This window comes from Actinospineispora spinosispora DSM 44797 (assembly GCF_000429025.1).
Classification (GTDB): Bacteria; Actinomycetota; Actinomycetes; order Mycobacteriales; family Pseudonocardiaceae; genus Pseudonocardia; species Pseudonocardia spinosispora.
In genome coordinates this window covers 430,673-452,684 of the sequence record NZ_KE386833.1, presented here as the reverse complement: position 1 = coordinate 452,684, position 22,012 = coordinate 430,673, and the positions used below count along the sequence as shown (strand labels likewise).

The window sequence follows — 22,012 nt, the reverse complement described above, 5'->3', positions numbered from 1 at the left end:
ACCGTTGTGGGTGTCAGTCGTTGACCCCTGGGAGTACACGGGAGGAAACGGGTGGGCCGCAACTCGGGTGGGGTTCGATTCGTCGCGGTCGGCGCCACGGTCGCCGTACTGGTCGGACTGGGACTGGCCGGATTCGCCTCCGTGGCGACTCCCGCGTCCGCCGCACCCGCTGACGAGGGCACGTTCGCCGATACCCCGTGCACGAGCACCGCAAAGGCCTGCGTCGATCTCCTGGCCCAGAAGGCGTGGCTACTGGAGAACGGCAAGATCACCTACGGCCCGGTCAAGACGAGCTCCGGCGGCCCCGGCAAGGAGACGCCGGTCGGCACCTTCAAGGTGCAGTGGAAGGACCGCAACCACGTGTCGACCGAGTCGGTCGGCACCCCGATGCCCTACTCGGTGTTCTTCGCCGAAGGCGGCGTCGCGTTCCACGGCGGCAGCCTGAGCAGGGCGTCCGCCGGTTGTGTCCACCTGGACGACCAGGACGCGATCGTCTTCTACGACAACCTGAAGATCGGTGACCAGGTGCAGGTGCGCGCCAAGGCGCCGAGCACCAAGCCGGCCACCGACGGTGACGCCGAGCCCGAGGCGACCCCGTCCAGCGAGCCCACAACGTCGGCCAAGCCCAGCCCCAAGCCGACCGCTTCGCCGCGCTCCTCGCTGCTCTCGCCGTCGGGCGACTGAGCACCGAACAGACCCTGCCTAAACCTTATACTGAATCCCTCACAGATGAGGGAGGCACAGTTGAGCGGCGACAGACGACTGCAGGTTCAACGTAGGATCCCGGCGTCACCGGAGCAGATTTTCAGCCTGCTCTCGGATCCGGCGCGGCACACTGAGCTGGACGGCGCGGGCATGCTGCGAGGTCTGGAGTCGGGTGCCATCGTGACCGGAACCGGCCAGGCGTTCGTGATGAACATGAACCAGGACGGCCTCGGCGACTACCAGATGCGCAGCGAGGTGGTGGTCTTCGAGCGCAACCGCCACATTGCCTGGGCCCCGGCCATCCATCCACCGGGTGCACTGGAGCACGTGATCGGCCCGCTCGACCCGAGCGGACATCGGTTCGAGTGGCGCCTGGAACCCACGCCGGACGGTCACACCCTGGTGACCCACATCTACGACTGGAGCGGCGTGACCGACGCCGACGCGCTCCCTCTGTATCCTCGGGTGAGCGAAGAGCAGCTGGCGGACACCCTGGACAACCTGGAGACAGCGACTCGGAGCGCCACCTGATTCGTCTTTAGATTAGATTAATGCGGCCTGGTGGCTGGGTTCCCAGGATGGGCTAACTTACGATCGTGGGGTGCCTCGCCGGAGCAATGCCGTGACCGATCCGGATTCCTCGACCGCCAAGTCGAACCGGACCCGTGAGAGGCTGCTCGACGCCGCGGCACAGGTTCTCGCCGAGAAGGGCTTCGCCGGCACCCGGCTCTCGGACATCGCGGAGCGGGCGAACGTCCAGGCGCCCGCCATCTACTACTACTACCCGTCACGGGAAGACCTCATCGAGGAGGTCATGTTCGTCGGTGCGGCGGCGATGCGCGCCCATCTGGACGAGGTCCTCGCCGGGCTGCCCTCGGACGCGACACCCGTCGAACGGATCTCCGCCGCCGTCGAGGCCCACCTGCGGCACGAGCTGGAGATCTCCGACTACGCCAAGTCGATCATTCGCAACGGCAACCAGCTGCCCGAGCAGGTGAGCAAACGGGCGCTCGCGGAGATCACCCACTACAACGACATCTGGCGCACCCTGGTCACCGAACTCGACACCGCGGGCCAGCTGCGCTCCGGACTGGAGCCCTCGGTCGCCCGCATGATCGTGCTGGGTGCGTTGAACTGGGCCGCAGAGTGGTGGAAGCCGGAGCGCGGATCGCTGGAGGATGTCATCAGGACCGCCCAGTCGATGGTGTTGCACTCACTGCGCCCCTGAGTCCGCCATCCCCGGATCGTCGACGAGCTCGGCCACGGCCGGCGAGACCGGTGAGCGTTGAGACCTGTCGAGCATCCGCTCCAGCCTCGCGTGCTCCATCTCCCCCGTGTAGGCCAAGGCCCCGAGGAAGGCCCGCACCTCGGCGCGGTAGGTGCGCCGGGCCGCGATCAGCTCAGGACCACCCGGCCCGAGCAGGTTCCGGTTCTCCGCGAGACGCACCGCACCCGCGTAGAGCTCGCGGGACACCGAGTCCGCGCGATCGATGCGGTGCTGCAGCAACATCTGGCGGCCGAGCCCCAGGCAGTCGTCCAGGAAGCTCTCCGAGTCCCTTGGCGCGTCGTCGCCGAGCGAGAACAGCTGCTCCGCGACCACCAGCTGCGCGTCGAGGAAGGACCGGAGCACCGCGTGGGCCACGTAGAACTTCGCGTTGCCCAGCACCTGCAGAGCACCGTCGGCCGTGGCTTCCCGCGAGCGCCACTCGGGGTCGATCAGCTCCAGCTCACGCCGCAGCTCGTAGCGCAGCTCGTGCTTGTCGGAGAAGAAGAACTCGAACTTGACCAGGTCCCGCAGCCGCAGCAGCTCAGCCCAGGCCGTCGCCCAGGGAACCTGCCCGCCCCGGGTGGCCGCCCGCACTCCCGCGACCTCCACGAGCGCCCGGTTGACCAGATGGTGCAGCGCGCCGTTGCGATAGAAGGCCGCGACGTGATGGCGGCCCGGCCGGACCGAGAACACCGGCTCGGTGCCCCGTTCGTAGCGGCCCACCACGTCGGCGGCGGCCAGCTCGTCCAGCGCTCGGCGCAGACCGTCGATCGAGCGCAGGTCCTGCGCGGGCACCGGGATGTCGCGGCTCTGCAGGTAGTCGACCAGCGGTGCGACCACGTCGCAGATCTGGGGCAGCGTGAGCGCCCGGTCCCTCGCGCTGAGCAGCGCGAAGGTGACGAGCGACGTCGCGGTGACCGGGGTGATCCGATTGATCTCGGCGCACACCCGGAAGGCGACCTTCTCCAGCTGTGCCGAACCGGGATCGGACTCGGCCAGCGCCTCGCGGAAGGAGAACGGCTCACCGATCCGCAGCTGTGCGGTGCCGATGTTGCGACGCTGGTCGCGGACGTACCGGGCGAGCCACTGCCATCCCTCGGCGGGCTTCGCGGCACCGCGCTGTTCGGCCGCCATGGCGCCGACCTCGTGCAGCTGGTCGTACACGATGGACACCGGGACCAGCAGCGGGTCGACGTCGGGCCGTTCCTCCATCGCGGCGGCGAGGTAGCGCAGCAGGCCGTACCGGGGCCGGCGCAGCTTGCCGGTCCGGGTGCGTCCGCCCTCGATGTACCACTCCAGGTTGAACCGCTTCTCCATCAGATGGCCGAGGTACTCCTGGATCGCCGCCTTGTAGACGGTGTCGGCACCGAACGTCCTGCGGATGAACACCAGCCCGGCCCGTTTGCCGAGCGGGCCGATCGGCCAGAAGGACAGGTTGTCCCCGCCCAGCACATGGTTGCGTGGGAAGTCGTTCTCGTGCAGTACCTCGGCGAACAGCAACGGGTCGGCGTACGAGCGGTGCGAGGGCAGGAAGACGAGCGAATGCTGCCGGTTCAGTGCCCGGAGCCGTTCGAGCCCCGCCTCGTCGACCTCGACGTGCCACGCCCTGGAGTGCAACGGCGCCATGGCGGCGCGGAACGCGTCGATCGCCGCCGCGCTCTGCACCGCGACCATCTCCGACAGGCACTCCCGGAGCCGTGCCTCCACCTCACGCGGCGGTCGTTCCTCGGTCCTGGCCAGCCGGGCGACCAGATCGGCGAACCGGCTGGTCGCGGTGATCTGCTCGACCATCAGCCGAGGCACCTTGTACCGGTCGCCGACGACCTGGCGCTCGGCACGATCGCAGGCCAGCGTCGCCTGGCGCAGCACGAACCTCCCGAACGAGCCCGCTTCCGCCTCGTCCCGGCTCTGACCGGCGAAGGACTCACGCAGCTCGCGCACGGTCGCTTCGGCGCCCGCGACCACGCGCGCCGACCCGGGAGCACCCCGCAGTACGTGCGACTGCAGCGCCGGCCAGGGGCGCCGCATCGCCAGCACCGACAACAGCTCGACGGCGCCGCCGCGCTTGCCGCCCGACTGCTCCGGCGGCAGCCACACCACACGGGCCGGGACGATCCGCACGTCGTCACGGTCCAGCGCAGGCGTCAGATCCGGGCCTGGGGTGGGCGACCCGACGAGCACCGTCCGGGCGCCGGGATGCTCGGTGTCCGCCCAGCGTTCGACCAGCTCCCGCTCGGTACGTGAGCCGACCTCACCGAGCACCACGACCTGTACGCCATCACGCTGTTCCGACATGCACCCACCGATCTCGCATCGCACCGTGACCTCGTGCCACACCGCACGATCCAGAACCGGACCGTCGGAAAAACATCGCACGACGGTACCCCGATGACCATACTCACGGGCTTTACCCAGGAGGCAGGTGTGACCGGTCACGTGAACGACCGTCGTTCGCCGCCCCGTCGGCGACCGGTCGTGTTCACGGTCCTCGTGTTCGCATCGTCGGTTCCGCTGTGGGTCCTCGGTTCGGTGGTCGGCCGCCTGCCGATACCGATCGACGTGCCGCTCAGCGCGCTGCAGGCGTTCTGTCCGCTCCTGGTGGCTGTGATCCTGGTCCGCTGGGACGACGGGCCCGGCGGAGCGCGGAGGCTGCTGCGGCGTCTGGTGGATTTCGGCGGCCCCGCCCGCTGGTACCTCGTCGCGCTCCTGCTGATGCCCGCCGTCCTGACCACGTCGTATCTCTACCTGCGCCTCATGGGCGCGGAGATCCCCTGCTGGCAGGTCTCCCCCGGAACCGCCGCGCTGCTGTGCGGCGCTCTTCTGACCGGTGCCATCGGTGAGGAGGTCGGCTGGTCGGGCTACCTGATCGACGCGCTGCCGCGACGCTGGTCGGCGCTCGCATCCGCGCTCGTGGTCGGCACGATCTGGGCCGTATGGCACGTCGTCGCCTGGTACGCACAGTCCGGCCACACCCTGGCCTGGACGACCGGTCAGTTCGTCGGCTCGGTGGCCGGCCGGGTCCTCGTCGTGTGGCTCTACAACCAGGTGGGAGGAGCCGTCCCGATCGCCGTGCTCCACCACGCCATGATCAACGTCAGCGAGTCCCTGTTCCCCCGCTACGGCTCCCACTACGACCCGGTGAGCACGGCGGTGATCCTGGTGCTCGTCGCGGGCGCGGTGACCCTCCTGTGGGGACCACGCACGCTCAGCTCGTGGTGGCGAAGCGCTGCCGGTAGTCGCTCGGCGCGACGCCGACACGACGGCTGAACACCCGGCGCAGTGTCTCGTCGCTGCCGAGGCCGCTCTTCTCGGCCGCCGCCGTGACGCTGTACCCGTCCAGCAGCAGCCGTTGCGCGGTCTCCAGGCGCACCGATTCCACCCAGCGCACCGGTGTGGTGCCGACCTGCTCGTGGAACAGCCTGCTGAGCTGGCGAGGGCTCATCGCGGCGAGCGCGGCCATACTCGACAGCGAGTGGTTGGCCGTCGGTTCCGCGACGATCGCGGCCTGCAACGCACGCAGCGGCGCGCTGCGCGGTGCCGGCCCTTGGGTGGCCGCGCCGAACTGCGACTGCCCGCCCGGACGCTGCAGGAACACCACGAGCTCGCGAGCGACCTGCCGGGCCGTCTCGGCACCGTGATCGTGCTCGACGACGGCCAGCGCGAGGTCGATCCCGGCGCTCACCCCCGCGGAGGTGAGCACGTCTCCATCCCGCACGTAGATCGCGTCCGGGTGCACGTCGACCCGGGGATGGCGCCGCGCGAGCGTCGCGGTGTGCCGCCAGTGGGTCGCCGCCCGCTTCCCGTCGAGCAGGCCGATCGCGGCGAGCACGAACGCGCCGGTGCACACCGAAGCCACCACTCGCGCCCTGGAACACAGCCCGCGAGCCGCGGCGCTCAGTTCCTCGTCGATCGGCCCGACCGGGAGGTCATCGCTACCGGCCACGATCGCCAGGTCCAGATCGTGCAGCTCGTCGAACCGCCTGGTCCCCGCGAGCACCATCCCGGTGGAGGTGCGCACCTCGCCACCCGCCGGTGAGACCGGGGTGAGCTCGTAGTGCGCCCCGAACGTGGCGGCCTTGCTCAGCACCTCTGCCGGTCCGCTGACGTCGAGCATCGTCACCCCGTCGAACACCAGCACGGCCACACGCCTCGACGTGCCTTTGTCCAGATGTGTGGGGTAGCTGTCCATCCAGACATGGTGCCGCATGCATACATCCGACGAGTATCGGTCCCACCCAGAAGTGACCGATTCGAAGGAGACCCCCGATGAGCGAGACCATCGCCCAGGTGACGATCCCGGACAGCAAGCTGGCCGCCGAGGCCACCGAGCTGGTGCGGGACGTGGCGACCGAGCTGATCTACCACCATTCGCGCCGCGTGTACCTGTTCGGCTCGCTGCGCGGCCACCAGCAGGGGCTCGAGTTCGACCCCGAGCTGCTCTACGTGGGAGCGATGTTCCACGACCTCGGTCTGACCGAACGCTACCGCCGCACCGACCAGCGTTTCGAGATCGACGGCGCGGACGAGGCCCGACGGTTCCTGCTCGCCCACGGGATCGCTCAGGAGCCCGCCGCGCGCGTCTGGACCGCGATCGCGCTGCACACCACACCCGAGGTTCCGCTGCACATGGAACCCGAGATCGCGCTGGTGACCCGAGGGGTCGAGCTCGACGTGCTGGGCCTCGGCTACGACACGGTGAGCGACGCCGACCGTGCCGCGATCGTCGCCGTCCACCCGCGACCGGACTTCAAGAACCGAATTCTGGCCGCGTTCACCGACGGCATCTCCGACCGCCCGGACACGACGTTCGGCAACGTCAAGGCGGACGTGCTCGAGCATTTCGTCCCGGGCTTCCAGCGCGGCGACTTCGTCGAGGTGATCAAGAACTCCGACTGGTCCGAGTGACCGGAGGGTCAGCGGAGGGCGACCACGGTGCGCAGCGGGCGTAGGACGACCGGGACGCCCGCCACCGTGAGCCCGACGGCCGCCCACACCGCGGGCCAGGCCAGCGACTCGGGCCGGACCGTGCCCCGAGACAGCAGGTAGGCCGCCACCTGGGTCGCCGCGACCACCCCGAGCACCACGCTGATCACGCACGCGCGCATCGCCAGCCCCTGGCACAGTGAGCGCGCGGTCGAGTAGGCGTTGAGCCGTCCTGGCACGGTCAGCAACGCGAGGCTTGCCAGCGCGAGCACGACCGCGACGAGCGTGCTGACGTGACCGACCACGCGGATCGCCTCGATCCGCAGTGGCCGGGCCTCGTCGGTCCACGGAGCGGGCGGCCCGAACGCGATGACACAGTGCCATCCCGCACCGAGCACGGCGCCCGCCGCCAGGAGCGCGGCGCTCAGCCGTCGCAGCGGACGCCGACGCAGCTCACCCCGCATCACCGGGCCCACGGAGCTCGCCGCGCCGAAGTCACTGAGCGCCTCGACCATCGCCGACCGGGGCGATCCGCCGTGGGCGACCGACTCCTCGGCGTGGCTGAGCACGTGGTCGCGGCACTCGTCGATCAGGTCCGTCACCTCGGAGCCGGTGCCCGGGCCGAGCTCGGTGCGCAGCCGGTCGAGGTAGGCGTCGAGCTCATGGTGTGGTTGCTCGGCGCTCACCGCAGCTCGACCCGGTCACCGGAGCGGATCGTGCCGGCGTCCACGACCTCCAGGTAGACCCCGGCACAGGGCAGCGTGCCGAACCCGGGAACCTCGACCCGGTTGCGGGCCATCGGGATCCGGACGGCGTGCGGCGCTCGGGGCAGGTCGCCGTGCTCCAGCGTCGGGACCGCGCACCTCGGGGTCGGCAGTGTGACCCGCAGCCGCACGTCGCCGACCGTCAGCTCCCGCCCCACCCAGTCGTTCTCGACGAACGGCCGCTGACCGGGCGGCGAGGCCACCACCAGGTTCGGCCGATAGCGGACGGCTTCCGCGCCGATGTGCTCCAGCGTGGCCGTCGTGATCAGGTGCAGCGGCGAGTGGTCCACGAACTTCGCCCCGGACGTGCCGCCGGAGATCGCCAGCGTCACGAAGTCGACCTGCGCGTCGACGCCGTGTTCGAGGACGTCCTCCGGTGCGGGACGTTCGACCTCCGCGCCGTCGGCCCGCTCGGACGCCAGGTGGACCTGCCGACCCAGCAATGCGGAGAGCAGCTCATCGATGTCTCGTTCAACGGCCGGTACTCGTCGACCATCGGGCAGTTCGATGTGCACCTGTCCGGGTTCACCGCTCGCGGAGAACTGGAGCAACCCCCGCCACAGACGCGGGTGCTTCGCGGTGGCCACTCGGCCGGTCTCGACGTCGACGAGCGCCAGGCCACGATCACCCTCGGCGCCCTGATCGTCGACCACCATGCTGGTCAACGGCTCACCCAGCATCGATTTCACGGGGTAGCGCCACAGGGCGACGATCTCCACCGGCAACCTCCTCGGCGTCCGAGATTCCGACCGTACCGGTACCGGCGGCCGCTCACCGGCCGACGTCGGAGCGCGGCGCGATCCACGGTCCCACTCTGCGCCGGACGGTGCCGATCCGCGCGCCGAACGGCCGCATGTCGAGCGACCGGCGTGGCGAGGAGACCAAACTTTCATTAACCGCTGGGTGCTCTCCGCTTAACCGCTGGAGGCAGGTCCCCGGTAGCGGTGAGACCGCCGGCACACTAAGAACAAAGGTGCCAGCTCCCCAGCAACGCCGATGTCGCTCTCAGGCAGGCGTCCGGCAAGCCGAGGCGGGTGGGGGAAGTCCCCCACCCGCCTCTCTGCCGCCGAGCCATGGACTGCCAGACTCTGAGCGCCGGGCTCTGAACGGCAGACTCTGAATGGCGCTTTGGGCCGGGGCGGTCATCCCCCGAGACGACCGGCCCCGGCCGCGCAGCCGCTCGCCCGCTCCCCAGCGACAAGCGGCAAGTCGTGTGTGGTAACGACTCGCTCGTTGTCGCCAGAATATCCCCGGGACGGCTCAGCTCCAGCCGTCGTCTGCTACGTCACACGTCTGGCGCCATCACATTGACCAGTTCGAGTGGCCGATAGGCCCTCAAGGCGACGCTCCGCTCACATTTGTCGCAACAACCTCGTACTCCACGAGGGAGCGTGGCCACTCGGATGGCCGATGACGGACGCGGGGCGCTGTGACTATGGGCGCCCGCCCGACGACTGCGAGCGGGCGCCCGGCCACTAGTTCGCGGTCTGCGGCTCCGGTCGATCCTCGTGCGTATCGATCTGACCCATCGGGATCGACTGCTCCGTGGAACGGTGTTGGGCGAGCGACTGGCGCGGGTACGGCTGCGGGTGCTGCTGCGCATGTTGCTGTGAGTGCGCGCGCTGCTGCGACTGCTGCTGGTGCGACTGCTGGCGAGCCTGCGCCTGGTACGGGATCGGTGACGTGCTGAACTCCCCCGCCAGCGACTCCAGCAGGCGTGCCAGCTGACCGCGGACCTCGTCGTGCAGCGAGCGCAGCCGGGTCAGCTCCTGCTCAGCGGCGGCCTGCCGCTCGCGGATCGCCTTCTCGACCTTGACCCGCTCCTGCTCGGCACGGGCCTGCGCCTCCTGCCGAACCTGCTCGGCCTGACGCTTGACGTCGGCGTGCATGCGCTCGGCTTCTTGCCGGGACGCGGCCGCCTGCTCGCCGATCTGCCGCTCGCGCTCGTCGAGCTCGACCTTGCGCTGCGCGGCTTCCTGATCGAGCATCGCGGTGCGCGTGATCAGGGACTGCTCCACCTCGTGGCGATGTGCCTCGGCGTCCGCGCGAGCCCGCTCCAGCAGTGCGGTGGCCTCACGGGCCGCGCTGGTACGCACCTCGGCGGCCTCCTGCTCGGCGGTACGCATGAGCTTCTCGACGCGATAACCGAAGCCCTGCGGCCCGCCGGAGTTCTGGCTCTCCGCGAGCTGGGCGCTCTGCTGCTCCAGCTGGCTCCGAGCGTTGCGCAGCTCACCTTCGGCCCAGTCGGCCCGGCGGTGTTCACGCTGGTGCGCCTGCTGCACCTCGGCGAGCTGAGCACTCAAGGTCTGCATGTGATCGTCGACCTGGCGGCGGTCGTAGCCACGCCGTACAAGGTCGAACATCGACATCTGGGTCGGCTCCGCCAGTGGCTCAGACATCGGTTGCGCCACAGCAGTACTGATGGGACACAAGGACCCCCGGTTCTTCGTAGTAGTGCGCAAAGGACAGGGCTCCAGGAGCCCTAATCCACCCCGACCGAGTGAACTCCAGGAACACTGCGAGCGACGATACACGCGACATCACAGGGGAATCACGGCGACCCCCTCGGCTTCAATCGCCTGCTAGTTGTTTCCAAAAGCACTCTTCATTCAGCACTCCTGGATCATTTCAGACCGGTCTCAAGTTCATCAAAGATGACGATGCACAAAGTGCAATTGATGTCCACTGGTACGGATGTGAAACAGGGGATCGGCGATCCGGGCGGCTGTCGACGGCATGGGTCCGCACGGTACCGGCAGTCGAGTGGCGCAACCGGACGACCACGAGCATGATCACTCCTGTCAGCCGTCGCGGCCGGCTGAATAACGCCAGGTCAGGAGCAGCATCGATGGGACATGCACCGTCCGGGGAGCAGTACGAGATCACCGACGGCGGCCAGCGCGCCACGCTGGTGGAGGTCGGCGGCGGCATCCGTGCGTACTCCAGCGACGGCCGAGCCGTACTGGACGGCTACGGCGTCGACGAGATGTGCGGCGGCGCCCGGGGCGCACCCCTCATTCCCTGGCCCAACCGAATCCTTAATGGACAGTTCACTTTCAGTGGCGTGAGTCACCAGCTCTCACTCACCGAGCCGGCACACCGTAATGCGATCCACGGTTTGCTGCGGTGGCGAAACTGGGCACCTCGGGAACAGAGCCCGTCCAGCATCGTGCTCGGGACGGTACTGCACCCGAAACCCGGCTATCCCTTTTCTCTCGATGTCACCATCACGTATTCCGTCCAGCAGAATCCCTCGGAAAAGAGTCAGCGCGGACTGTCAGTGACCACAACGGCCACAAATATCGGGGACAATCCCTGCCCGTATGCAGCGGGTCAGCATCCCTATCTGGTCGCCGGTGAGAACGGGATCGACCACGCCACCCTGAGGATGCCCGCCGACACCTGGTTACCCACCGACGAGCGGGGCATTCCCACCGGTCAGCGCCCGGTGGCCGACACACCGTTCGACTTCCGGGTCCCGCGCAGGATCGGCGACACCCGCCTCGACAACGCCTTCACCGACCTGCACCGCGGCGAGGACGGCCTGGCCCGGGTGGAGCTCACCGCTCCGGACGGCACGTGCGACCGAGTCTGGGCCGATGAGAGCTACCCGTACGTTCAATTGTTCACCGGTGACACTCAGTCCCCGGACAAGCGCCGACGTAGCCTCGCCGTGGAGCCGATGACCTGCCCACCGAACGGTTTCGCGACCGGCGTCGGGATCAGGACGCTGGCCCCTGGCGAGTCGACGACCAGCACATGGGGAATCCAAACCGGTTGAGCGGCCCGCGCTAGAGCATTCGGCCCACCCGGTCCGCGTGCACCCGGAGTACCGGGAGAAACTGTTCACGCATCTCGTCGAGGGTGACCCGCGCAGCGAACGTGCTGACGCTCATCGCGGCGCGAACCGTGCCGCGCGCGTCGGCGACCGGCACGGCCATCGTGCGCATGCCGAGCTCCAGCTCCTCGTCGGTGTAGGCCATCCGCTCGTCACGTGCCGTCTCGACCCGCGTCCGGATCGCGGCCTTCCCGGTGATCGTGTGCGGCGTCTGGCGCCGAGGCCGGCACAGCCGTAGGTGCGCATCGAGCTCCTCGTCCGACAGCGCCGCGAGCAGCACCCGCCCGGTCGCCGACGCGTGCGCGGGCAGCCGGGCGCCGAGCCGGACGCCCGTGGACACGATGCGCTGGGCCTCGGCGCGCGCCACGAACACCGACCAGTCCTCTTCCAGCACCGCCAACGAGATCGACTCGGCGAGCTCGTTCCTCGCCGACTCCAGGTGCGGCTGGGCGAGCGTCGGCAGCGGCGAGGTCTCCAGGAACGAGGCACCGAGCCGCAGCATCCTGGGCGTGGGATGGAAGAACTTGCCGTCGTGCACCACGTAGCCGAGCGCTTCGAGGGTCAGCAGGCAGCGCCGGGCCGTGGCACGCGTCGTATCGGTCGCCCTCGCGGCGTCGGCGACGGTGAGCCGAGGATGCTCCCTGCCGAACGCCTCGATCAGCGCGAGGCCCTTCCCGAGCCCCGCCATCCCCTCCGGGGCACGAACCGGACCCTCACCACCATTTGTTCGGACTGGCGTCACGCGTTCGTTATACGAACATCGACTCGATCTGTCAAGCATCCGGGCCGACGCACTTGACAGAACAAGAATGAGGCCTTTCTACTGTTCGTACAAGAACTCATTGTTCGTTATTCGAACATTTTGCGATCAGAGGTGACCGGTGACCGCCACCACCGAACTCCCGTCCTGGCCCGAGGGCCTGACCCGGGTTCCGTACTGGGTCTTCCAACGCGAGGACGTGTACGCCGCCGAACAACAGAAGCTGTTCCGAGGTCCGCACTGGAACTATCTGTGCCTGGAGAGCGAGCTGACCGACCCGGGCCAGTACCGCACGACGTTCCTCGGCGACACCCCGGTGATCGTCAGCCGGGGCCGCGACGGCGAGCTGTACGCGTTCGAGAACCGGTGCGCGCATCGCGGCGCCCTGATCGCACTGGACACCCAGGGCACCGCCACCGAGTTCACCTGCGTCTATCACGCCTGGACCTACTCGGTCGAGGGCGAGCTGACCGGCGTGGCGTTCAAGGACGGGATCAAGGGCAAGGGCGGGATGCCCGAGTCGTTCTGCATGGCACGGCACTGGCCCCGCAAGCTCCGCCTGGCCGTCGTGCACGGACTCATCTTCGGCAGCTTCGACAACGACGTCCCCGACGTCGAGGACTACTTCGGCGAGGAGATCCTCGACCGCATCGAGCGCGTCCTCGGCGGGCGCACCCCGGTGGTACTCGGGCGGTTCACCCAGATGCTGCCGAACAACTGGAAGCTCTACGTGGAGAACGTCAAGGACTCCTACCACGCGAGCATCCTGCATCTGTTCTTCACGACGTTCGAGCTGAACAAGCTCTCGATGCGCGGCGGGATCATCGTGAGCCCCGACGGCGGCCATCACGTCAGCTACTCGGCGATCGACCGCGAGGCCGAGCAGGACGGGAGCTACTCGGAGCAGAAGATCCGATCCGACAGCGGTTACCGGCTCGCCGATCCGTCCCTGCTCGACGGGTTCCCCGAGTGCGGCGACGACACGACGCTGCAGATCCTCTCCACCTTCCCTGCCTTCGTGCTCCAGCAGATCCAGAACTCGGTGGCCGTCCGCCAGATCCTGCCGCGCGGGGTCGCCAGCACCGAGCTGAACTGGACCCTGCTCGGCTTCGAGGAGGACACCGAGGAGCAGCGTAGGGTGCGGCTCAAGCAGGCCAACCTCGTCGGGTCGGCCGGGTACATCTCCATGGAGGACGGCTGCGTCGGCGGCTTCGTCCAGCGTGGTGTCGCCGGTGCCGCCGACCAGTCAGCGGTGCTGCAGATGGGCGGTGCGACGGCCGAGTCGAGCGAGAGCCGGGTCACCGAGGCGTCCGTGCGCGGGTTCTGGCAGGCCTACCTGGCCGCGATGGACATGCGCGCCGCGAACGGGGCGAGCGCATGATCGACCGGGACCAGGCCTGGCTGATCAGCCAGGCGCAGGCCGAGTACGCACGCTGCATCGACACCGATCAGCTGGAGACCTGGCCGGACTTCTTCTCCGACACGTCGTGCTTCTACTCGATCACCACGGCCGACAACCACCGCGCGGGCCTGCCCGCCGGGCTGATCTGGGCCGACACCAAGGGCATGTTGACCGACCGGGTGTCCGCGCTGCGCGAGGCGAACATCTACGAGCGGCACACCTACCGGCACATCCTCGGCCAGCCGCTGCTGTGTCCGGCGGCGCCGGACGACCCGGGCGACGAGCCACGTACCGAGACGTCCTTCATGGTCGTGCGGGTCATGCGGGACGGTCGTACCGACCTGTTCGCCTCCGGCCGCTACCTGGACCGGTGGACGCTGTCCGAAGCCACGCCCAAGCTGGTCGAGCGGACGGTCGTGTGCGACAGCAACCGGATCGACACGCTCCTGGCGCTCCCGCTGTGAACCGGGTCCTGTTGTCCGTCGGCGACCCGAACGGCGTCGGGCCCGAGATCGCGGTCAAGGCCGCCGCCGCGCTGGACACCGATCGCTACGGTGTCGCGGCACCGGTCCTCGTCGCGGACCGGCATGTCGTACAGGGGCTTGCTCACGAGCACGGTCTCGACATCCGTCCGGTGTCCGCGCCCGTCGAGGCGACACCAGGGGTGCTCGACCTCGTGCCGGTCGATGCGCTGCCCGAGGAAAGCTTCTCCCCCGGCACCGTCAGCGCCGAGGCGGGCGCGGCGACGGTCGCCTACCTGCGTGCCGCGGTCGACGCCGTCCGCGCCGGCATCGGCAACGCCATCGTCGCCTGTCCGCATTCGCAGACCGCGGTCAACTCCTCGGGCATCGCCTTCGACGGCTATCCCGGCCTGCTCGCCGACCTCGCGGGGGTCCCGAGGGATCAGGTGTTCCTGATGCTGGTCGGTGGAGGGTTACGCGTCGTGCACGTGACCCTGCACGAGAGCCTGGCCGGCGCACTGGGCAGGCTCTCCCCGGAGCTCGTCGTCGCGGCGGGCCAGGCCGTCGCCACGTTCCTGACCCAGCGCGGGATCCGGTCACCGAGGATCGGGGTCTGCGGGATCAACCCGCATGCCGGGGAGAACGGGTTGTTCGGCGACGACGACGAACGTGTCACCCGGCCGGCCGTCGCGACGCTGCGCGCAGCGGGCATCGACGCGGTGGGCCCGTTCGGCGCCGACCTGCTGTTCGCTCCGGGCCGCCGCGAAGGCTGTGACGCGCACCTCGCGATGTACCACGACCAGGGGCACATCCCGGTCAAGATGCTCGCCGGCCGGATGTCGGCCGCGGTGGCGCTCGGCGCCGGGCTGGTCTTCAGCAGCGTCGGTCACGGTGCCGCGTTCGACATCGCGGGCCGGGACCGCGCCGACCCCAATGCGGTTCTCGGGGCCATCCGCCTCGTGCGTGCCCCGTCGGAACGCGCCGAGCAGGTGCTGTCATGACGGCGAGCGTCCGCGTCGCGGGCACCGACATCGCATTCGACTGCGGACCTGACGAGACCGTGCTGGACGCGGCCGAACGAGCGGGCTACCTGTTGCCCTACTCGTGCCGCAAGGGTGTCTGCACGACGTGCGCGGCGGGCCTGGTCGACGGCACCGCTCGGCAGAGCGGCCGGGGGCTGGTCGAGGCGCCATCGGAGGATCTCCTGTTGTGCCGAGCGACGGCGTGCTCGTCACTGGAGATCGCGCCGGCCAGCGTCACCCGTGGTGAACCGCCGAGCAGGCGCACCATGACCGCGACCGTTCACAAGATCACCCGTCCGGCGCCGGACGTCGCGGTGCTGGTGTTGCGCTACCCGATCGGCAAACGGGTCAGGTTCCGGGCGGGGCAGTACCTGACCGTGCGGCTTCCGGACGGGGACACCCGCAACTACTCGATGGCCAACCCCCCGCACCGCAACGACGGGGTGCTGCTGCACGTGCGCGGGGTTCCCGGCGGGCGCTTCTCCGAGCAGGTGGTGAGTGGACTGCGCCGGGGTGACGAGCTGACCGTCGAGCTGCCGTTCGGCGGGTTCACCGTGGACGCGGTGTCGTCCCGGCCGATCGTGCTGCTGGTCACCGGTACCGGGTTCGCGCCCGCGAAGTCGATCATCGAGGACCTGATCCAGCGGCGCGACGGCCGGCCGGTGCACCTGTACTGGGGTGCTCGCACCTCGTCGGACCTGTACCTGGCCGACCTACCGTCGAGGTGGGCGAGCCGATACCCGTGGTTCCGGTTCACCCCGGTGCTGTCCGAGCCGGACGCCAGGTGGTCCGGCCGGACCGGCCCGGTGCATCGGGCGGTGGTCGACGATCACCCCGAGCTGTCCGACCGCGAGGTGTTCGCCTGCGGCAACCCCGCGATGACCGACGCCGCGCGCAGCGACCTCCTCGCGGCCGGGCTGCCCCCCGAGCGTTTCCACTGCGACGCATTCGTCCCCTCCGGCCTCGGCGACCAGCTCGAACCCGCCGCCCACCAGTGAGGCCGTCCCGAACATCGAAACGAGGCCAACGATGTCCCTCGACACCGGCTCCACCCCACTACCCGAACTGATCGACCAGCGGCCGGTGAGCCGCTTCCAGTACGGCGTCATCACGCTATGCGCGTTGGTGATGTTCATCGACGGGTTCGACACCCAGGCCATCAGCTACCTGGCACCGCACATCGCGAAGGAATGGGGACTGTCCCAGGCCGTCCTCGGCCCGATCTTCTCCTCGGCGCTGCTCGGGCTGATGGTCGGCTATCTCGTGCTGTCACCGTTGTCCGACCGGTTCGGCCACAAGCGCGTGCTCGTCGTGGCGACCGCGTCGTTCGCGGTGTTCACGCTGCTCGCGGTGTGGTCGGGCAACGTCACCGAGCTGGTCGCACTGCGTTTCCTGACCGGCGTCGGTCTCGGCGCGGCCGCACCCAGCGCGATCGCGCTGACCGGCGAGTTCAGCCCCGCCCGGCTGCGCGCCACGTTCGTGCTGGTGATCTACTGCGGCTTCTCCCTCGGTTTCGTCGCGGCCGGGCTCGCGGTGGGCTGGCTGCTGCCGCACCACGGGTGGCGCTCGCTGTTCTGGGTCGGCGCGCTCGTACCGCTCGTCCTGGTGCCCGCGCTCATCCGCTACCTGCCGGAGTCCCCGACGTTCATGATCCGCCGCCGGTACGACCCGAGCCGCGTGCTGGCGGTTCTACGCCGGGTGGACCCCACGCTGGATGACACCTGGACGCCGTCGGCCGTCGCGGTGGAGGACCGGACAACCGCCGGGCGGGCCGCGCTGAGCAGCCTGTTCACCCGGCACTGGGTGTGGGGCACGGTGCTGCTCTGGCTCGTCTTCGTGATCAACCTTGGCGAGTTCTACGCGTTGCAGAGCTGGCTGCCGAGCATCCTCACCGACCTGCACTACCCGATGAGCACGGTGGTCAGCGCCACCACGCTGACGACCGTCGGCGGCATCGTCGCGGCCTTCCTGACCGGGCCGTCGATGGACCGGCTCGGCGCGTACGGGACGGTCGCCTGCGTCTATCTCGCCGGCTGCGTGTTCGTCGCGCTCACCGGGCTCGCGCTGGGCAGCCCGGTGTGGCTGTTGCTGACCGCGACCTTCCTGTCGGGATGCTGTGTCAGCGGCGGTCAGAAGAGCGTCATCGCGCTCGCCGCGGTGTTCTATCCGGCCGCGATGCGGTCCAGCGGCGTCGGCTGGGCACTCGGCATCGGCCGGCTCGGTGGAATCGCCGGCCCACTCGTCGTCGGGGCCGCGTTGAGCGCCGGGTGGGACCCTCGCTCGGTGTTCTACGCGATGGCCGTCCCGATGCTGGTGGCCGGGCTGGTGGTTCTGGTGCTCGGGCGCCGGTACTCGACCTGATCAGCTCATGCCCGTGTCGTGAGTGTTGAGTGTGGCCATAGCCATACTCAACACTCACGACCAACCGAGCGGTCACGGCTCGTCAGGTCAGGTGAGCCACTTCGTGGTCTTCTTCTTCGTGGCCTTCTTCCAGACCTCGGGCAGGGCGCGCTCCGCCCGGTCGGCCTCGGCACGCTCGTTGGCGTGCATGACGCCGTAGGTGAAACCGTTCTGGTCCTCCTGGCCGGCCAGTGCGCCGAAGCGCCACAGCACGGACCGCGCGACCACCGTGTCCTGGTGGGTGCCCAGCACGCTCTGGATCTTCTTCAGGTTCTTGCGCGTGCGCCGCGCGGGCTTGCCGATCGCGGGCGCGGCCGTCTCCACGGCGTAGCGGGCGCGTTTGGCGGCCTTCCGTGCCTCGTGGAGGCCGTGGTCGCGCTGTTCGCCCTCGGGCTGGTCCGCCGCATCGCTCATCCGGCGTTCCAGGCGCCGGTAGGACTTGGCCACGTCCTTGGCCAGTACCTTTCGCGCCGGTCGACGTGCCTTGCGGGTCAGCGGCGGGCTCGTCAGCAGCTCGTCGATCCGAGCCTGTAGCGCCAGGTACCGATCGCTGTTCAACGCCTCGAGCGTCGCTTCGCGTGCCTCGGCCTGCCGGCGCTGCATGACCCTCGTGAGGGTCGCGTGGACCGGGCCGAACACCAGGTCGTCGGGCAGCCGCGACACCGCATCGGAGAAGCGCTCGTCCTGTACCTCGCTGTCGCGGTCATCCGCCAGGGCGCGGCCCAGCCAGCGCAGCTCGTCGGCGAGCGGCTTGGTCTTCTCCCGGTCGAGGACCCGCCCGAACGCGCGCAGGGTGCTGCGCATGCGGCGCGCGGCCACCCGGATCTGGTGGACCGAGTCCGGAGCGTCCCGCCGCACCAGCGGGTCCTGTGTCCTCAGCTGGTCTGCCTGGGCACGCAGGTAGGCCAGGACGACCTCGCCCGCCGACGAGGACTTTCCCACCGGCGCGGGTGTCGCGGCGCGCTCGACCTTCAGCACCTTGGCCAGCTTCGAGCTCGACGCGGAGCGGGTGGCGCCACCGCGCAGCAGTCGTTTCTCGATCCGGTCCAGCAGCCTCGTGGAGCCGGCCTCGGCGAGCTCCACCTCCAGCTCGCGCCAGGAGACCGTGGTCGTCTTCGCGCCCATCGTGCGAGCGACGACCTGGTCGTCCACCAGCTCCGCGAGGTCGTCACCGCCGGTCTCGGCGAGCTGCCAGCTCCGCCGTTGGGTACGGAGCTCGGCGACCGGGGCCACCGCCGCGCCACGCGTGTGCACCCGCACCAGACCGAGCAGCTCGGCGGGCGGGAGGTTCTCGGCCAGGGAACGGCCCAGCGGGAGCTGGAGCTCGTCACGGCTGTCCGGGCCGGCGGGCAGCTTGAGATGCCACCCCTCGTCCGAGCCGCCGGTGCGGCGACGCAGGGTGATCCCGGCAGTGAGCAGGCGCAGGTCCTCGGTGTCGAAGTAGGTCGCGACCAGCTCACGTGCGTGCGCGCCTCCGGTCGCCGAACCGAGCAGCTTCCCCGGCTCCGGCAACCGTGCCTTCCCACTGACCTCGTACTTGCGTTCGGTCTCCCGAACGACGCTTGCATCTGCACCAACCATACGGACAGCCTTCCCTACCGGTACCCCACTCCAAACCCGCCGATCAACGTAACCTTGACGGCTTCTACGCCATCGTGAGGCCACCGCTCACGCTGATCGTCTGGCCCGTCACGTAGCCGGCCTCGTCCGAGGCGAAGAACGCGACGACGTTGGCCAGGTCGGACGGCTGGGCGAGCCTCCGGAACGGGATCGCCTTGATGAGCGCCTCACGCAGCTTCGGGTTGTCGCCGCCGATCGAGTTGAACAGCGCGGTGTCGGCGGGGCCGGGGCACACGCAGTTGACGTTCACCTGACGGCGCGACATCTCCCTCGCCATGGTCTTGGTGAACGCGATGATGCCGCCCTTGGCCGCCGAGTAGACCGCTTCACCCGACGAGCCGACGCGGCCGGCGTCCGAGGCGATGTTGACGACCGAGCCGTGCCCCTGCTCCCCCATGATCGGGAGTACCGCGTAGCTGGTGTTGAGGACGCCGTACAGGTTGATCTGGATGACCCGGTCCCAGTCCGCCGGGTCCGAGTCGACGAACGGGCCGACCTTGTCCCAGCCCGCGTTGTTGACCAGCACGTCCATCCGGCCGTAGCGCTCGGTGACCTGCTCGACCATGGCGTTCACCGAGTCACGCGCGGTGACGTCGGTCCGGATTCCGATGGCCTCCCCACCGAGTGCCGCCGCGGTCTCCGAGGCCGTGGTCTCGTCGATGTCGGTGACCACCACCGTAGCGCCTTCGGCGGCCATCTTCTCCGCGATGCCTCTGCCGATGCCGCGACCGGCCCCGGTGACGATGGCGATCTTGTCCCGCAGTCTTGTCATGTCCGTGCCTCCGGTGTGATTCGATTCCAGGTCAGGGCGCGTAGTCGCGGCCGAGCAGGTGCCGGGAGATGATCAGCTTGGACACCTGCGCGGTTCCGTCGCCGATCTCCAGCCCGATGACGTCACGCATCCGCTGGCCCAACGGGCTGTCGGTCGAGTAGGCCAGGTGGCCGAAGGTCAGCAGGCACTGGTGGATGACGTCGACCGCGAGCTTCGGGGCCCAAAGCTTCGCCATCGCCGCTTCCGCGCTGTGGTCGAGTCCGTTGTCCTTGCGCCACAACGCCTCGAAACACACGTGGCGGGCACCTCGCAGCTGGGTGGCGTACTCGGCCAGCGGGAACGCGACGCCCTGGAACCGGCCGATCGGCTGGCCGAACGCCTCTCGATCGCGGGCCCACCCCACCGCCTCCTCGAGCGAGATTTGGGCGGCGCCGAGGCAGCCGAGCCCGATCACCGCCCGCGAGTAGTCGAAGCCCTGCATGACGGAGACGAACCCGGCTCCCTGCTCGCCGATCAGCCGGTCGGGCGCGACCGGCAGTCCGTCGAAGTGCAAGGCGGCCCGGCCGATGGATCTGCCGCCGAGGTCGTCGAACGCCGACCGCTGGACGTACCGGTCGTCGAGGTCGACGTAGAAGGCGCTGACCCCACGCGCGCCTGGCCCTCCCGTCCTGGCGAGCACGAGCGCGGTGTCGGCGTTCATCCCCAGGGTGATCGAGGTCTTCTCGCCGATCAGGCGCCATCCGGCGCCGTCGGGCTCGGCTTTCAGCTGCAGGTTCGCCGCATCACTGCCGTGGCCGGGTTCGGTGACGCACAGACACGGCAGCGCCCGTCCGGACGCGATCGGCGGCAGCCAGTCGGCCTGCTGCTCAGCGGTCGCGTTGCGAACCAGCACGTCGCTGATCAGCGAGGTGTTGATGATCAGGTAGGTCGCGTTGAAGTCGGCCCTGCCGATCTCCTCGGCCGCGATCCCGGCGACGACCGCCCCCGCGTCCTGACCGCCGAACCGTTCCGGAATCCGCAGGCCGGTGAGCCCCATGCCGGCCATCGCCTCGGCGAGCCCCGGCCGCAGCCGGGCCGCCTTGTCGTCGAGCTGGTAGTGCGGAGCGAGGATCCGGGTGGCGAACCGGCGCAGTTCCTGGCGATAGGACTCCTGGTCGGAGTCGAACAGGAAATCCACGGTCAGTGCCAGTTCACGTGCTGGGCGAAGTCCGGCTTGCGCTTCTCGGCGAACGCGGCTGCCCCCTCCAGCCCTTCCGGGGATGCGGTGAACAGATCGAGCGCGGACATCGCCAGGTTGCTCAGGCCCGCCTGGTGGTCGGTGTCGGCGTTGAAGGACTGCTTCAGGAACCGCAGCGCGGTCGGGCTCTTCTCCGCGACCTCGAACGCCCAGGACTTCGCTTCGTCGAGCAGCCGGTCGGCCGGCACGACCGCGTTCACCAGGCCCATCCGCTCCGCCTCCGCCGCACTGTACTGGCGGCACCAGAACCAGATCTCGCGTGCCTTCTTCTCCCCGACCACCCGGGCCAGGTAGGCCGAGCCGAAGCCTGCGTCGAACGAGCCGACGCGCGGGCCCGCCTGGCCGAAGCGCGCGGTCTCGCTGGCGATCGACACGTCACACAGCACGTGCAACACGTGCCCGCCACCCACCGCGATGCCGTTGACCGCGGCGATGACCGGCTTCGGGATGTCCCGGATGAGCTTGTGCAGGTAGCCGATCTCGAACATGCCGCTCTCGGTCGGGCCGTAGTCACCGGTCTCAGCTCGCTGCTTGACGTCGCCGCCGGTGCAGAACGCCTTCTCGCCCGCCCCGGTCAGGATCACCGCCTGGACCCGCCGGTCCGCCCATGCCGAACGGAACGCCTTGACCATCTCCTCGACCGTCTTGCCCCGGAAGGCGTTGTAGCGCTCCGGGCGGTTGATCGTGATGATCGCGGCCGGGCCGTCGATCTCGTAGCGGATGTCCTCGTAGCCCGCCGCACTGTCCGGAATCGTCGTCACTGTCGGCTCCTTCGCGTTCGCGTCGTGTCGAACATGCCAACTTTTGACTCTATGGTCAAGAGTTGACCCTAGAGTCAGTA

The 22,012-nt window shown here is 69.3% G+C and carries 21 protein-coding genes; 11 read left to right on the top strand and 10 right to left on the bottom strand.

Translation table 11 applies throughout. The annotated features are described in order from the left end of the window. The first annotated feature begins 51 nt into the window (after window positions 1-51). From G406_RS49930 to G406_RS0125775, 3 genes are all read left to right on the top strand, one after another. A complete protein-coding gene (locus G406_RS49930) occupies window positions 52-684 on the top strand; it encodes a L,D-transpeptidase (protein ID WP_064743026.1) in 633 nt (210 codons plus the stop codon). A 60-nt stretch (window positions 685-744) separates the two neighbouring features. Next, a complete protein-coding gene (locus G406_RS0125780; RefSeq protein ID WP_028935985.1) occupies window positions 745-1,236 on the top strand; it encodes an SRPBCC family protein in 492 nt (163 codons plus the stop codon). Between the two features lie 91 nt (window positions 1,237-1,327). After that, window positions 1,328-1,933 (top strand): TetR/AcrR family transcriptional regulator, encoded by a 606-nt coding sequence (locus tag G406_RS0125775; protein ID WP_245607215.1) that lies wholly within the window; start codon window positions 1,328-1,330, stop codon window positions 1,931-1,933. Here the strand turns inward: G406_RS0125775 and G406_RS49925 are convergent. Beyond that, the gene (locus G406_RS49925) at window positions 1,919-4,267 is read right to left on the bottom strand and encodes a glycerol-3-phosphate 1-O-acyltransferase (protein ID WP_156935169.1); all 2,349 of its coding nucleotides are present in this window, start codon (window positions 4,265-4,267) and stop codon (window positions 1,919-1,921) included. The genes G406_RS0125775 and G406_RS49925 overlap by 15 nt on opposite strands. Window positions 4,268-4,360: 93 nt before the next feature. Here G406_RS49925 and G406_RS49920 point away from each other — a divergent pair, with 93 nt between their 5' ends. Beyond that, a complete protein-coding gene (locus G406_RS49920; protein WP_084216380.1) occupies window positions 4,361-5,239 on the top strand; it encodes a CPBP family intramembrane glutamic endopeptidase in 879 nt (292 codons plus the stop codon). Here the strand turns inward: G406_RS49920 and G406_RS0125760 are convergent. Then, window positions 5,178-6,161 (bottom strand): GlxA family transcriptional regulator, encoded by a 984-nt coding sequence (locus G406_RS0125760; RefSeq protein ID WP_051342831.1) that lies wholly within the window; start codon window positions 6,159-6,161, stop codon window positions 5,178-5,180. The genes G406_RS49920 and G406_RS0125760 overlap by 62 nt on opposite strands. A gap of 77 nt (window positions 6,162-6,238) precedes the next feature. Between G406_RS0125760 and G406_RS0125755 the strand changes: the two genes are divergently transcribed. Further along, window positions 6,239-6,877 carry an HD domain-containing protein gene (locus G406_RS0125755; RefSeq protein WP_028935982.1) on the top strand — a complete coding sequence of 213 codons (639 nt, stop codon included), beginning with the start codon at window positions 6,239-6,241 and terminating at the stop codon, window positions 6,875-6,877. 8 nt (window positions 6,878-6,885) lie between these two features. On the opposite strand, the gene G406_RS0125750 is transcribed toward G406_RS0125755, so the two are convergent. The 3 genes from G406_RS0125750 to G406_RS54550 all read right to left on the bottom strand — a co-directional run bounded on the left by G406_RS0125750 (window position 6,886) and on the right by G406_RS54550 (window position 10,058). Beyond that, the gene (locus G406_RS0125750; RefSeq protein ID WP_028935981.1) at window positions 6,886-7,581 is read right to left on the bottom strand and encodes a hypothetical protein; all 696 of its coding nucleotides are present in this window, start codon (window positions 7,579-7,581) and stop codon (window positions 6,886-6,888) included. After that, window positions 7,578-8,378: an MOSC domain-containing protein gene (locus tag G406_RS0125745; protein ID WP_245607214.1), complete on the bottom strand. Its 801-nt coding sequence runs from the start codon at window positions 8,376-8,378 to the stop codon at window positions 7,578-7,580. The genes G406_RS0125750 and G406_RS0125745 overlap by 4 nt, the downstream gene beginning before the upstream one ends. 756 nt (window positions 8,379-9,134) lie before the next feature. Beyond that, entirely contained in the window at window positions 9,135-10,058 is a 924-nt protein-coding gene (locus tag G406_RS54550; protein ID WP_156935168.1) for a coiled-coil domain-containing protein, read from the bottom strand. A 449-nt stretch (window positions 10,059-10,507) separates the two neighbouring features. Here G406_RS54550 and G406_RS0125730 point away from each other — a divergent pair, with 449 nt between their 5' ends. Next, entirely contained in the window at window positions 10,508-11,440 is a 933-nt protein-coding gene (locus tag G406_RS0125730; RefSeq protein WP_028935978.1) for an aldose 1-epimerase family protein, read from the top strand. 10 nt (window positions 11,441-11,450) lie between these two features. Here the strand turns inward: G406_RS0125730 and G406_RS0125725 are convergent, their stop codons facing one another. Beyond that, window positions 11,451-12,185 (bottom strand): IclR family transcriptional regulator domain-containing protein, encoded by a 735-nt coding sequence (locus tag G406_RS0125725; protein WP_028935977.1) that lies wholly within the window; start codon window positions 12,183-12,185, stop codon window positions 11,451-11,453. 193 nt (window positions 12,186-12,378) lie between these two features. Here G406_RS0125725 and G406_RS0125720 point away from each other — a divergent pair, with 193 nt between their 5' ends. The 5 genes from G406_RS0125720 to G406_RS0125700 are packed head-to-tail and all read left to right on the top strand — an operon-like array spanning window position 12,379 to window position 17,503. Beyond that, window positions 12,379-13,638, top strand: coding sequence for an aromatic ring-hydroxylating dioxygenase subunit alpha (locus G406_RS0125720; RefSeq protein WP_028935976.1), 1,260 nt, complete (start codon window positions 12,379-12,381; stop codon window positions 13,636-13,638). Beyond that, complete coding sequence (locus tag G406_RS0125715) at window positions 13,635-14,123, top strand: aromatic-ring-hydroxylating dioxygenase subunit beta (protein ID WP_156935167.1); 489 nt, start codon at window positions 13,635-13,637, stop codon at window positions 14,121-14,123. Before G406_RS0125720 ends, G406_RS0125715 begins: the two co-directional genes overlap by 4 nt. Next, window positions 14,120-15,121: a PdxA family dehydrogenase gene (locus G406_RS0125710; RefSeq protein WP_028935974.1), complete on the top strand. Its 1,002-nt coding sequence runs from the start codon at window positions 14,120-14,122 to the stop codon at window positions 15,119-15,121. Before G406_RS0125715 ends, G406_RS0125710 begins: the two co-directional genes overlap by 4 nt. Then, window positions 15,118-16,140: a 2Fe-2S iron-sulfur cluster-binding protein gene (locus G406_RS0125705; RefSeq protein ID WP_028935973.1), complete on the top strand. Its 1,023-nt coding sequence runs from the start codon at window positions 15,118-15,120 to the stop codon at window positions 16,138-16,140. The genes G406_RS0125710 and G406_RS0125705 overlap by 4 nt, the downstream gene beginning before the upstream one ends. Window positions 16,141-16,171: 31 nt before the next feature. Next, entirely contained in the window at window positions 16,172-17,503 is a 1,332-nt protein-coding gene (locus tag G406_RS0125700; protein WP_028935972.1) for an MFS transporter, read from the top strand. Window positions 17,504-17,590: 87 nt separating this feature from the next. Here G406_RS0125700 and G406_RS49905 read toward each other — a convergent pair whose 3' ends face one another. The 4 genes from G406_RS49905 to G406_RS0125680 all read right to left on the bottom strand — a co-directional run bounded on the left by G406_RS49905 (window position 17,591) and on the right by G406_RS0125680 (window position 21,932). Further along, window positions 17,591-19,123 carry a CYTH and CHAD domain-containing protein gene (locus tag G406_RS49905; RefSeq protein WP_037078414.1) on the bottom strand — a complete coding sequence of 511 codons (1,533 nt, stop codon included), beginning with the start codon at window positions 19,121-19,123 and terminating at the stop codon, window positions 17,591-17,593. 64 nt (window positions 19,124-19,187) lie between these two features. Next, complete coding sequence (locus tag G406_RS0125690) at window positions 19,188-19,934, bottom strand: SDR family NAD(P)-dependent oxidoreductase (protein ID WP_028935971.1); 747 nt, start codon at window positions 19,932-19,934, stop codon at window positions 19,188-19,190. 31 nt (window positions 19,935-19,965) lie between these two features. Continuing rightward, the gene (locus G406_RS0125685; RefSeq protein ID WP_028935970.1) at window positions 19,966-21,111 is read right to left on the bottom strand and encodes an acyl-CoA dehydrogenase family protein; all 1,146 of its coding nucleotides are present in this window, start codon (window positions 21,109-21,111) and stop codon (window positions 19,966-19,968) included. Window positions 21,112-21,113: 2 nt separating this feature from the next. Continuing rightward, a complete protein-coding gene (locus tag G406_RS0125680; RefSeq protein WP_028935969.1) occupies window positions 21,114-21,932 on the bottom strand; it encodes an enoyl-CoA hydratase-related protein in 819 nt (272 codons plus the stop codon). Window positions 21,933-22,012: the final 80 nt, after the last annotated feature.